Annotated in this window: 10 protein-coding genes; 7 read left to right on the top strand and 3 right to left on the bottom strand. The window is 37.8% G+C overall.

Translation table 11 applies throughout. The features are described 5' to 3' along the window. Positions 1 to 585: 585 nt before the first annotated feature. Complete coding sequence (locus L650_RS0101210) at positions 586 to 3,633, top strand: FAD-binding and (Fe-S)-binding domain-containing protein (RefSeq protein WP_029771886.1); 3,048 nt, start codon at positions 586 to 588, stop codon at positions 3,631 to 3,633. 143 nt (positions 3,634 to 3,776) lie between these two features. On the opposite strand, the gene L650_RS0101205 is transcribed toward L650_RS0101210, so the two are convergent. Continuing rightward, on the bottom strand, positions 3,777 to 4,976 hold the full coding sequence (locus L650_RS0101205) for a cation:proton antiporter (protein ID WP_029771884.1): 1,200 nt from the start codon (positions 4,974 to 4,976) through the stop codon (positions 3,777 to 3,779). Next, complete coding sequence (locus L650_RS0101200; RefSeq protein WP_029771883.1) at positions 4,976 to 6,187, bottom strand: tyrosine-type recombinase/integrase; 1,212 nt, start codon at positions 6,185 to 6,187, stop codon at positions 4,976 to 4,978. Before L650_RS0101200 ends, L650_RS0101205 begins: the two co-directional genes overlap by 1 nt. A gap of 137 nt (positions 6,188 to 6,324) precedes the next feature. Here L650_RS0101200 and L650_RS0101195 point away from each other — a divergent pair, with 137 nt between their 5' ends. Beyond that, complete coding sequence (locus L650_RS0101195; protein ID WP_029771882.1) at positions 6,325 to 6,888, top strand: YSC84-related protein; 564 nt, start codon at positions 6,325 to 6,327, stop codon at positions 6,886 to 6,888. Positions 6,889 to 6,988: 100 nt separating this feature from the next. Here L650_RS0101195 and L650_RS0101190 read toward each other — a convergent pair whose 3' ends face one another. Further along, complete coding sequence (locus L650_RS0101190; RefSeq protein ID WP_029771881.1) at positions 6,989 to 7,327, bottom strand: DUF3693 domain-containing protein; 339 nt, start codon at positions 7,325 to 7,327, stop codon at positions 6,989 to 6,991. A gap of 337 nt (positions 7,328 to 7,664) precedes the next feature. Here L650_RS0101190 and L650_RS0101180 point away from each other — a divergent pair, with 337 nt between their 5' ends. From L650_RS0101180 to L650_RS23465, 5 genes are all read left to right on the top strand, one after another. After that, positions 7,665 to 9,656, top strand: coding sequence for a replication endonuclease (locus tag L650_RS0101180; RefSeq protein WP_029771879.1), 1,992 nt, complete (start codon positions 7,665 to 7,667; stop codon positions 9,654 to 9,656). Positions 9,657 to 9,695: 39 nt separating this feature from the next. After that, positions 9,696 to 10,013 carry a hypothetical protein gene (locus L650_RS0101175; RefSeq protein ID WP_211183578.1) on the top strand — a complete coding sequence of 106 codons (318 nt, stop codon included), beginning with the start codon at positions 9,696 to 9,698 and terminating at the stop codon, positions 10,011 to 10,013. Between the two features lie 2 nt (positions 10,014 to 10,015). Beyond that, positions 10,016 to 10,279 (top strand): hypothetical protein, encoded by a 264-nt coding sequence (locus L650_RS0101170; RefSeq protein WP_029771876.1) that lies wholly within the window; start codon positions 10,016 to 10,018, stop codon positions 10,277 to 10,279. 25 nt (positions 10,280 to 10,304) lie between these two features. After that, the gene (locus L650_RS24675; RefSeq protein ID WP_262974659.1) at positions 10,305 to 10,439 is read left to right on the top strand and encodes a hypothetical protein; all 135 of its coding nucleotides are present in this window, start codon (positions 10,305 to 10,307) and stop codon (positions 10,437 to 10,439) included. A gap of 148 nt (positions 10,440 to 10,587) precedes the next feature. Continuing rightward, complete coding sequence (locus tag L650_RS23465; RefSeq protein WP_128081034.1) at positions 10,588 to 12,357, top strand: hypothetical protein; 1,770 nt, start codon at positions 10,588 to 10,590, stop codon at positions 12,355 to 12,357. The last annotated feature ends 22 nt before the right edge of the window (positions 12,358 to 12,379 follow it).

The raw sequence follows: 12,379 nt of genomic DNA, 5'->3' as shown, positions 1-12,379 counted from the left end.
TTTAGTTAAGGCTTTTTGGCAAAGCTTTAAATAATGCCTCGCTTTTGGGTAATAAAACGAAAAGCACAGTAACTCCGCCATAAAAAATATCAGCGAGGGGCTAAGGGCGTGTTTATCTTTGTGGATTGAAATTTGTTCAATCTAGGGGCGATTAAATCGCGGCGCGAGGTTTGTAACCTAGTGGGCTAAGTAAAAATCGAGTAACAAAGAGTTAATCGTCCCTAGAAAGAACCCATAGGGCAGCGCATGTTTGGTATTTATGCTGCGTTATCGCCTATTTATGGGGAGTAACACACTACATAGGCTCTGCCTTGCCTAAAAACCAAACATACTGCTGCAAATTCAACAACCAAAGGTCAACACGCCCTAGCTACTACAGCAAAAAATAGCCCAAGCAAAATAAACAACACACCTATGATCTGTAATAGTAATTTTTTCATATAAAGCTCTACACTGTGGTTTAACTTGATTATAAATACAGAACCTCAAAATACGATAAAAAGAGTGTTACAAACTGTAAAATCTTCAATTTCTATTAGCCATCACCATGATATAATTACACAAATGCCTTAAATTATCGCCGTCATGATAGCAACAATTACACAGCAAGATGCAGCGACCGAGCTTGTCGCAAACTACTTAAATACACTTAAAAATCAGGGGTTTAGTGGAGACGCCGATGCAAGCTATGCAACGCGTTTAACCGCCTCTACTGATAACAGTATTTATCAGCAAATCCCACAAGGTGTTATTTTTCCTAAAACCGAAAAAGACATTCAACTGGCATTGCAAACAGCATCTCGCGACCCATTTTTGTCGCTTACTTTTGGCCCTCGTGGTGGTGGTACAGGTACTAATGGGCAATCACTCACACCAGGAATAGTGGTTGATTTGTCTCGCTACATGCGCGAAATACTCGAAATTAACGTTGAGGAAGGTTGGGTTAGAGTACAAACAGGTGTAATTAAAGATCAATTAAACGACTTTTTAAAACCGTACGGCTTTTTCTTCTCACCCGACTTATCAACCAGTAACCGAGCAACCATTGGCGGAATGATCAGTACTGATGCATCTGGTCAAGGTTCATTAGTATACGGTAAAACCAGCGACCATGTTTTAGGACTTACTACCTATTTAGTCGATGGCAGCCCAATGGTGACATCACCAATAGACATAGAAAAAGCTAAAGTAATAGCCGAGCAAGAATCATTAATCGGTAGCCTTTACAAAACAGTATTGGAAATTTCTTTAAATGAACGCCAAGCAATTTTAGAAAAATTTCCACGCTTAAATCGCTTTTTAACCGGCTACGACCTAGAGCATGTGCTAAGTGATGACTTACAAACTTTTGATATGAGTAGGCTAATTACCGGATCAGAAGGCTCGCTTGGTATAGTTACTGAAGCTAAATTAAACTTAACTCCCATAGCCGAATTTAAAACACTGATAAATATTAAATACGACAGTTTTGATTCGGCACTTCGCCACTCTCCCTTTTTAGTTGATGCGCGTGCAACATCGGTAGAAACAGTCGATAGCAAAGTATTAAACCTGGCTCGCGAAGATATTATTTGGCATTCAGTATCGGACTTAATAACCGATGTACCAAATAAAGATATGCAAGGACTCAACATGGTTGAGTTTAATGCAGTATCACCTGAAGATATAAAAGACAAAGTAAACACACTTTGCACATTATTAGATGAGTGCGTAGCAAATCAAACCAATGGTGTTATTGGCTATCAATTAACCAGCAGTAAAAGTGACATTTTAAAAATTTATGCAATGCGTAAAAAATCTGTCGGATTACTCGGTAATGTTAAAGGCAGCCAAAAGCCATTGGCCTTTGCTGAAGATACCGCCGTACCTCCAGAAAACTTAGCCGACTACATTGTAGAATTTAGAGCATTACTCGATAGCCATAATTTACAATACGGTATGTTCGGCCATGTTGATGCGGGTGTTTTACATGTACGCCCGGCGCTAGATATGTGCGACCCAGAACAAGAAAAACTGCTTCGAAAAATTTCAGACGAAGTTGTAAAACTCACCGCTAAATACGGCGGCTTAATGTGGGGCGAACATGGTAAAGGTTACCGAAGTGAATACGGCCCTGAGTTTTTTGGCGAGCATTTATTTAAACAACTACGTAAAATAAAAACAGCGTTCGACCCTAATAACAGAATAAACCCTGGGAAAATATGTACTCCCATAGAAAGTGAGGACTCACTAGTTAGTGTAGATGGGCAAAAACGTTCGTACTTCGATAAGCAAATTTCTATTGATGTAAAAACAAGTTTTAACAATGCAATGACCTGTAATGGTAACGGGATTTGTTTTAACTACGACGAAAATTCTCCCATGTGTCCTTCATATAAAGTAACCGGCGATCGCAGGCATTCGCCAAAAGGTCGCGCAACATTAATGCGAGAATGGTTACGACTTCAAGAGTCTAAAAATGTAGATTTGCTCGAAGTAGAAAAAGAGCTTAACAAAGGCGAAGTTATTACCTGGTGGGAGCGTTTTGTTCATAGCCGGGAAAAAAATAAAGGTGTTTACGATTTTTCTCACGAAGTAAAAGAGTCAATGGATGAATGTTTAGCGTGTAAAGCATGTACAACATCTTGCCCAATTAAAGTGGATGTACCTACTTTTAGAGCACGCTTTTTAAATTATTATCACAGTTATTACGCGCGCCCACTTAAAGATTATTTAGTCGCAAACATTGAAAGTTCGGCGCCTGTAATGTCTAAATTTGCACGCGTGATAAACCCAATTGTTAAAACAAACTTAGTAAGTAGTTTAATTAAAAAAACAGTAGGGTATGTAGATACCCCCCAATTAAGTGTGCCTTCACTTGAAAAGCGCGTAGCAAAAGCACATAAATTTGATTTTGAATTATTAAATTCACTTTCAAGCGATGAACAAAATGACTATGTGCTAATAGTGCAAGACCCGTTTACCAGCTTTTACGAAGCCGAGTTAGTACAAAGTTTTATAACACTTATCACCGCGCTGGGTAAAAAGCCGATGCTATTACCGTTTAAACCTAATGGTAAAGCCCAACACGTAAAAGGGTTTTTGCATGAGTTTAAAGTAACGGCAAAAAATGGCGCAGAGTTTTTAAATAAACTCACTGATATTAATTCGCCTTTGGTTGGTTTAGATGCATCGTTAGTTATGTGTTATCGCGATGAATACAAAACCATTTTAGAAAATAATCGCGGCGAGTTTCATGTACAACTTGCCCATGAATGGTTACAAACTCAATCGTTTAAATCATTATCGGCTAAACAAAAAACTGATACTGAATTTACATTACTAAGCCACTGTACAGAAACAACCGCTTTACCAAAAGCGGCAAGTGTATGGAAAACAATTTTTACTGATATTGGTTTAACCCTAAATACAACCAATACCGGGTGTTGTGGCATGGCCGGTACTTATGGCCATGAAGCACAAAACCAAGAAAATTCCCGTGCATTGTACGAAATGAGTTGGAAACCAATAGTAGATAAAAATAATCCAGAGCAACTTTTATCTACCGGTTTTTCGTGTCGCAGCCAAGTAAAACGTTTTGAGCAATTTAAACCAAAGCACCCAATAGAGTTGCTCGCTCAGGTACTTAGCTAGTAAAAGTTAAAAATAAAAAAGGCGTAACTTAAAAATAAGTTACGCCTTTTTTATTAATACCAATTCGCTTCATCAAGTGATATATTTTAAAGCTAAAAAACGTGTTCATAGCAAAACAATAGATTCGCTAATTTTTATAAACGCTATTTAGATTTTTTAACGAAGCTATCTGCAATTGGCTTTGTACTTATACCATGTATAAACACGCTAAATAAAATAGTGGTCATTGCAATAGTGGCAATATCGTATTTATTTTCTATTTTTGTGTCTATTACCATTAAAGTAAAAACAATAGACGCCAAACCGCGTGGCCCAAACCATGCAAAAGTAAAACGTTCCTTCCAATTAAGTGCTGTAAATTGTAGCGATAACATAACCGGAATTATTCTAATTAATGTTGTGCTTAATAAGGCATACACAATTATATTTGTATTTAATTTCGGAATTACTAAATACGCACAAACAAATCCAAATAAACACCAAATCATTAACGAAGTAAAATCAGCAATGTGCTCTGAATCCTCTATTAGCTCAGCGCGAATATCAGTTTTAGAAAATTTATCAAATAACAAACCTGCTATAAACACCGCTATAAACCCGCTGCCATGAAAATATTGTGTGATAGAAAACACCGCCATCGCAAAACCTAAAAGTAAAAATGGGCTGGTGCTTTTTGCAAAGTAATGTCGCTGCATTGCAAAATTTAATGCCGGAATAAATATCGCTATAGAAAAACCAGCAATCAATAATGCTAAGCCAAGCTCTCTTGAAAACACACCTAATGTATGTGAAGCAGTAATAGCGGAGTCAGGGTTTTTAGCTAATAAAATAAATATTAAAAATACGGGTACACATAAGCCATCGTTTAATCCACTTTCGGTATTTATACCTTCTCTAATTTTTTCGGGCACTTGTGTACTTTGCAATAACCCTTTACTCAAAGCGGCATCGGTTGGTGTAAGTATAATTGCCAGCAGTGCCGATTGAATTAACGACAACTCTGCAAATAAAAATAAGCTAACACCAATACCGCACAATAAAGTTAAGGGTAGGGCAACAAATAATAATAGGCTAGGGTATTGAAAACTATGCCTCAATACACCTAACTTAGATTTAGCCGCATCAGAAAATAAAAATATACTTAGCGTAAGCTCTATCAGTGGTAATAAATAATCTATTCCTGTTTTTAATTTTTCGCCTTCATTAGGAAGTAAAAACGCTAAAAACATGCCGCCAATCACAAAAAACATAGGGCCTGTTATTTCTGTGCGCTCTAACTGCCTTATTGAAATTGAATAAACTAAAAATAAAAAGCCAATAAATGCTATTACTAAGTATTCCATTAAATTTTCCTTTTAACGCCTGATTTTGCTCGCTCTTTAATATTTGTTTGAATGTAAATTTGATCAGTTGTCGCAATTTTAGAATGGCCTAAATCTTCCGATAAATGTTTTAGCGGTCGAGTTTGCGCATCATGTGTTGCACCCGTGTGACGAAGCCAATGGGCAGTGGCCGCTTCAAGTTGTTCAGCATCGTCTTTAAACCCGTCATCAAGTAACGATTGCTGAGCTAAATCAAAACTTTGCTGCACTAAACGCCTAATTTGCCTAACGGTCATCCCACCTTGGCCACGAATTTTATGCACCAATGGCTCAGATTCATCAACGCGTGGTAGGGCGGGTAACCCTCTGTATAATCGGTAACGTTTTAAATACTTAACAAAATCATCACTTAACGTAACATCTCGCAGCTTATTACCTTTGCCCATAATACGTAAAAACCAAAAGCCGTCATTATCTTGCCAAAAGTGTGACATAACTGGCGACCACTGCGGGCGCTCTGATAATTCTGATATACGTAAATATAGCCCTTTTAAACACGCGAGCGTAAATAGGTTACGTTCAAGCTCTGGTTTTTTTTCACATAAATCGCGTGTTACGCCAAATACATATTCCCATTGTATGTCACTTAAGGTGTCTGGGATCTGAATTTGAGATTGAACTACCAAATAGGGGCTATTTTTTTTCACTACAGGTACAAAGTTAGCAAACGTTTTTTCTTCTAAAATAGAAAACTTATAAAATACATTTAGCGCAGTAAACATAGCCGCTAATGTTTGCTGGCTCGCAATAGAATCTTTTAATATAAATGGGCGCCAATTTTGATTTAATCGACGAATACCTTGTTCATCTTTGTAACGCCATTGCACCGAAGTTGAAGCCCATTTTTTATCTGGCTCAGCCATAAAATCAACATACGCTTCAATGTCTTCGCGCTTTAAACTAAATACAGATTTTTCGGCAATTAGCCAAGACCACAAATAAAATCGTTCAAGCTCATTACGAAAACGATTAAATGTTGCCTCAGATTTTCGGCCGTACACATATAAAAATTGGTATAAAAATTTAAGATCGTCCTTTGATTCAGTTACAGTCAAGCCAACTTGCTGTATAAAGGATGCAAGTTCTGGGTATTCTGAGTTTAGAGTACCGTCGTCAAGGTGAGCAATTTGGTATCTTAATTGTTTTAACGTATCAACTAAAGCGACAAGCATAATGTATAAATATTCAATAAAATAATAGACTTACAGCTTAACGTCAAAGTCCGATACTGTCTAGTATTGGACATAGTGAAAGTGTATTTATTTATACATAGTTGTGTATTGGTATAAATCTTATTAAGGAAAGTTTTATGAAAAAATTTATAGTATTAGGCCTACTTACAATAAGTGTATTACTAACAGGTTGCGCTACTACAGGTAGTGCTTCGCCTAGCGAAAATCGCGCTTTAGTACAAAGCATGAAAAACAATACCCTCGACAAATTATACGCACAAAAACCCGATGTTAAAAAACAAATTGCCAATTCTGCCGGTTACGCCGTATTTGATAACGCAAACGTAAATGTCGTTTTAGCTAGTTTTGGTGGCGGGTACGGTGTAGTAAAAAATAACTTAACGGGTAAATCAACCTACATGAATATGGGTGAAGCCGGTTTAGGGCTTGGTTTAGGCGTTAAAGATTTTAACGTTGTTATGGTTTTTCATAACCAAGCGGCAGTAAATAGATTTATTGAACACGGTTGGGCCTTCGGCGGAAACGCAGATGCAGCAGCAAAATACGAAGATAAAGGTGGAGCACTAGTTGCAGAAGCCATTGCCGACCAAGTTACCGTATATTCTTTAACCGAAAATGGCCTTGCACTTCAAGCAGTACTAAAAGGCACTAAATTTTGGGTAGATTCTGAGCTAAATTAACACCTAATTACTCTCCTAAAAGCGGGCTGGTTTGTATAATCACGCTCGCTTTCTAATAAATCATACAATTTAACATAACGTAATTTATGGGCTATCGCTATTACGCAAATGCGTCCTCAGTTGGTGCATTCGCTAGTCCTGCAACTAGTGTTAGCGCTACACATGCTGCACTAATCTTTTTTACAATTTCAGACCAGATTTTACCTTCTTCCTTAGACTTTGACTTTTCTATAGCAAGTTTAAGTAAGGCTTCCTTTTGATCCATACCTATAGCATTAGCCATTGCAATACACTGATTAGCTGTAATATGCCTTTCGCCTTTTTTAATTTTACTCATGTTTCCTGAGTTAAATTCCTCAAAATCAGAAATAACTTGTTTGTCCTGAGTATAACCTTTGGATTCTTTATATTTTTCAATTAGTTCGTAACTAAAATTCATAACAATCTCCTCTGTATTTCATTATAACTGTCAAACTTGATAATTAAAAAGTTTGACAAGAGTCACACGTGACCGCTAGACTCCTGAAAAGAGTCCAGTATGACAGTTTGTCAGTTTAACAGGGAAATACGGATATGAGTTTAACTTTAAAATCATTTAATACACTTCCAATTTTGGTTTCATTCGCCGCATTCCTACTTGCTGAACTTATGCAACATACCATTCTTATGTGGTCATCTATTTTTGTTTTTTCTCTTGGTGTTCTATGTGAAGTTTTATTTCAATTAGCAAAGTATCAAGTTAACAAAACTGTTTATTCTGATGATGAGGTTCTAAAGTGAGCTCACTATCTAACGCCCAATACGCTCAAGTTTTCCCGCTAAATACAGCAATGAATTTAACGGCAAATTTACGACCTGCATGCACTGCAAAAGACATTTTTTCTAACCTTTCTAAGCCAATGAAAGAACGTTTTTTTGACTTTGAATCATGGCGAAATCGTATTTTTGAGCGTCATTCTAACCTCGCTCATATGCTTAGCACCGGTTACTTTTTAGCTGAAAAATTCAACAATTTAGCAGAAGCAAACAAGCGTTTAAAATCTGCTGATACCGTTTTAACCCTTGGGAATTTTAAACACGGTCATATAAATTTATCATGCTCAGACGATGAATTATGCGAAATTGCAGAGCAAAAAGCCCGTTATTGTGAACTGAAAATAAGTAAAAATGGCCACACATTATCAGTATTTAACATCCTGGTTAAATACTTAAATTCCTTTGATATTCAAGAGCCTGAACTAGTTGCACCGTATTGCACACACTTTGCAGCAGACTCTTTAACAGGTATTTTAAACCGCTTTGCTGACCCAATTTTCTGGCGTCGTAAGTTACGTAAAATCCAAGCGTTTACTATCGAACAATTAGCACGTGATTTAAGACTCGTACATAAAAAAGCAAGTGCTTATGTGTCACAACCAACCATCCAGAACCGCCGAGAACGTAAGCGCAAATCTGCCGAAATAATGTCTGATTTATTTGTTGTACCAAACGATGCAAACCCGTTTGATGAGTTCGAAACACTGCAATCAATTATTGAACGTTCGCACACATCAGGTAAACAGCAAGCGGCTGAATTAATGGTTCGTATTCGTGGTTTTGAAGAGCTAGCAGACATGCATGGCCATCGAGGCGAGTTCTATACTTTGTCTGCGCCTAGTCGTTTTCACGCAGTTCACCATACAGGCCGACCAAATAATAAATATGATGGCTCAACCCCTCAGGATGCACAGGAATATTTTAATGGAATTTGGAAACGTGCCCGCGCCCTATTCTCAAAACAAAATTTACGCCCTTATGGATTCCGTGTTGTTGAACCACATCATGACGGTTGCCCACACTGGCACATGCTTTTATTCATGGAAAAAGGCGATGCGATACAAGTTCGCGCAATCCTTAAAAAGCTTTGTACCGAAGATACACCAACCGAATTTAGAACAAGCACCACCCGCTTTAAGGCTATTACGATTAATAAAAGTAAAGGCTCTGCTGCTGGCTACATTGCTAAATATATTACTAAAGCCGTAACTGGTGACAGCATCGATAAAGTGATTTGTTCACAAGCTGGTGAAATGAAAATACTTCCAGCCGATGCCGCGGAACGTGCATCTACTTGGGCAAGCACTTTTGATATTAGACGTTTTCAGCAAATTGGTGGCCCATCAGTCACCCTTTGGCGTGAACTTAGACGATTAGGCCAAGGTGATACTGGCAAATGTGAGGTTGCAAACGCAATGAATACAACACTAGACACAGTTTCAAAATACGCACTTGAGAAGGTACGCCAAGCTGCTGATTCATCAGATTGGAAAGCATTTTGCCTTGCAATGGGTGGCGTACAAGTTAAACGCAAAGATCAAACTTTACGCATTCACTACCAATTGCCCGATATTGTTGACCGTATTACTGGCGAGGTTAGCCGCAGTGAATCTAAATCACCCTACTTTGCCACTAAATATGGCGACCAACCAGCTAACCGAATTTTAGGCGTTGCTTGGGATGCTGTTGTTGTAATTACTCGACGCGGTACTACCCAGATACTCACTGAAAAAGATATTAAATCGCAACGTAAAATCATGTGCGGTGTGTCTGAACAAATACAAGGTTGGCACGATGACGGCCGCTTATTCGCACCTAGTGATGAAGATATGCAGTTCCTTGAAGCGTGCGTTCTTGAGGATTATCAAAACATGTGCTTATTCATGGATTACGAAGCTCTGGCTGGCAACATTTCGAGCGACGAAGTCGCGAGCTTGGACTTGTGTCATTAAGTGTAACTATTAATAAAACTAAACCCTATTGGAGAAATTATGAATATTGAAGGCGCTATTACAGACCTAGTAAAAGTTAATCGTACAGATGATAAAGGCGCTCCCCTGCCTACAACTGGCGAATTTAAACTTCATACAAAAAACCCAGCTCAAATTTTATCTGTAAAGGTATCTGCTGACCAATTTAACGATGGTACTTATCAGCAATTGGAGAATTTGCAATCTGACCCTAACGGCTGGGGCTTAAAGCCTGTGTTACTCAATATTGAATATTACGAAGGTGCTAACGTAGCACGTCAAATGGACTGGAAAGGCTTCCGTTTGCATAGTTTACCTCAAGAAAATAAAGGTAAATAAAAATGGCTACTTGCGTACAGCTTGAATATGGCGAACTTAAACCAACGGCACAATCAATTGAAGATTGCACTGGCTTTGTCATGTTGGAGCCGACCGAGTACCAGCAATTTATTTTAGGGTCTAGCATTTTCGATCCTTCACTAATTAGCACTGAACAGGCGCAAGCACTTTTTGTAAGCGGCTTTTCTTTGGTAATAATCTGCTACCTAGTCTCATGGGGTTATGGTGCAGTAATTAACTGGTTTAAACCAGAAAACGACAATTAAATTTTTAAGCTAAAAGGAAATAACTATGGATTTCACATCAGTTACATCAGCGGTTGACGCTACTACTATCGTTGCAGCAATTACAGCTATTGCAGCAGTTAAGATTTTACCAGGCGTTGCAAAATGGGGTTATAACAAAGTTATTGGCTGGTTCCGCTAATACAGTTTTACCTGTTGTAAACAATTGCACAGTAAGCCCCGTTTCATGCTAAGTGCGGGGCTTTTTTAATGGAGTTAAACAATTATGATTTGGGGTATTTACTATGCGTTCCTCGGTATTGCTTGTGCGGTTGCAGTCGTACGCGGCTTTGAAAGCTGTTAACACACTTGGCCGTTTAACGCGCCTTTTAAAATTCATTATAAGACACCCAATTAAAACATTATTTGCTTTAATCAAAATTTGGTTTGCTTTGATGTTCTTCACTTTTTTTAGCTTCATGGTAATGGCTCAAGATTATGAAATACCAGATAGCTATAAGCGATTTGATTTAGATGATTTGGTTCAAACAGAAACTAAGCCTTTTTATAAATGCTCTTTTTATTACAATGGCTACCAGTATTTCAATACTCCTGATTTAGAAGATTGCGCAGCGCAAGCCGCTCAATTTGTTGTTTCTCAAACAAATTATTGTAGTTTTGAAGTCGATTCTGTTTTAGATAGATATCCTAAATCAATTCGTGTACGTATTTTTTATTATAGAAATCATTCAACAGCAGGTTGCGCAGTTTTAGATGAAGGTGTTGTTACTGTTAAATTAGTTGATGATGGTACACCGCTGGAATCATGCCCGCCAGAAGCTTACCCTTTGCATAAAACTATGATTAATTGGCCTTTGGGTACAGAGGGTAATATGTGTGCCCGTGAATTAATAGGTAATGATCCCAACGAAGATGCAGAAGATAAATCTTGCGCTGATATTGTTGGTAATGATGCAAGTTTTTATGGTGCAACGGTAAATAAAAATAAACACCCTGATTCATCAAATATAAATTGTTTAGAAAATGGCACCAAATTTTGTGAAACAACCGCTAGTGTTTTTGTTGATACTGATATGGGTGAAAACTTTGTTCGCTATTCTCCTGTAGGTGGGTCAACTTTTACAGGCGCGGAATGTACTGATGTTAGTAATACTTCACCCCCGCCTGACACTGAGCAACCCGAAGATAAATATTGCAGCGTTAATAATTCAGATGGTGTTTACCTTGTTGAATGCCCAGACAACACTATAGCGCTTAACTGGAACACTGTTTTAGCATTAGCTGAAACTAGCAATTTAGATAACCAACGTATTGCAGCTATTGAATCAACTTTTATGACTAAGGCAGAAATTAATACTTTAGTAGAGCAAGTTGAGCAAGGCCAAAAGGGTGAAAAAGGTGATAAGGGTGATAAGGGTGATACTGGTGCCCGTGGTGCTACTGGTTTAAATGGCTTAGATGGCTTAGATGGTGAAGATGGCGAAGATGGTGAAGATTGTTCCATTATTCAAACAACAGAAGGTGCTGCAATAACGTGTGGTGCTTCAACGGCCACTTTAAAAAGTGGTGATTCATGTACTACAAAAAACCTTCCTAATGGTGACTCTCAAATTAGTTGTGAAGATGGTACAACTTCTACAATTAATGGTATCGATGAAGATGGCATAATTAGCGCTTTAAATACTCAGTTAACTGAAATGAAAAAACAAACGGGTGAGCTAGAAGGTCAAACTGAACTTTTAGGTAAAATTGCTGAATATGATGGCGATAAACCAAAGATTGATTATGAAACAAAACCTGATGCCTACACCGAAATATTAGAATTTGATTGGGATGAAAATAATTTTGGCACTGTTATGGAAAAGCATATTGATGAAATGCAAAAGCTTCCTTTATTCAGTGCTATTGATGGCTTCTTTGATACTTCTTTTGGTGGTACATGCCCAGTTTGGGAAACAAATGTATCTGTTATGCAAGCAAGCTTTAATGTACGTATTGATCAATTTTGTTCAAGCGCAGTACAAAGTATTTTGCCATATATAAGGGCAATTTTAATGCTTGTTGCTGGTTTCTTTGCTTGGAGAATTGCAATTGAATGATTTATTAGATTGGCTGGCCGAA

Source organism: Pseudoalteromonas sp. TB51, from assembly GCF_000498055.1.
Lineage (GTDB): Bacteria > Pseudomonadota > Gammaproteobacteria > Enterobacterales > Alteromonadaceae > Pseudoalteromonas > Pseudoalteromonas atlantica.
The sequence above is the reverse complement of the archived record's forward strand: the minus strand, read 5'-3'. Positions and strand labels throughout refer to the sequence as shown.

What these genes read in the sequence shown, in the direction of transcription:
- L650_RS0101210 (WP_029771886.1), top strand. Translation starts at nt 586, where the DNA reads ATGATAGCAACAATTACACAGCAAGATGCAGCGACCGAGCTTGTCGCA.
- L650_RS0101205 (WP_029771884.1), bottom strand. Translation starts at nt 4,976, where the DNA reads ATGGAATACTTAGTAATAGCATTTATTGGCTTTTTATTTTTAGTTTAT.
- L650_RS0101200 (WP_029771883.1), bottom strand. Translation starts at nt 6,187, where the DNA reads ATGCTTGTCGCTTTAGTTGATACGTTAAAACAATTAAGATACCAAATT.
- L650_RS0101195 (WP_029771882.1), top strand. Translation starts at nt 6,325, where the DNA reads ATGAAAAAATTTATAGTATTAGGCCTACTTACAATAAGTGTATTACTA.
- L650_RS0101190 (WP_029771881.1), bottom strand. Translation starts at nt 7,327, where the DNA reads ATGAATTTTAGTTACGAACTAATTGAAAAATATAAAGAATCCAAAGGT.
- L650_RS0101175 (WP_211183578.1), top strand. Translation starts at nt 9,696, where the DNA reads ATGAATATTGAAGGCGCTATTACAGACCTAGTAAAAGTTAATCGTACA.
- L650_RS0101170 (WP_029771876.1), top strand. Translation starts at nt 10,016, where the DNA reads ATGGCTACTTGCGTACAGCTTGAATATGGCGAACTTAAACCAACGGCA.
- L650_RS24675 (WP_262974659.1), top strand. Translation starts at nt 10,305, where the DNA reads ATGGATTTCACATCAGTTACATCAGCGGTTGACGCTACTACTATCGTT.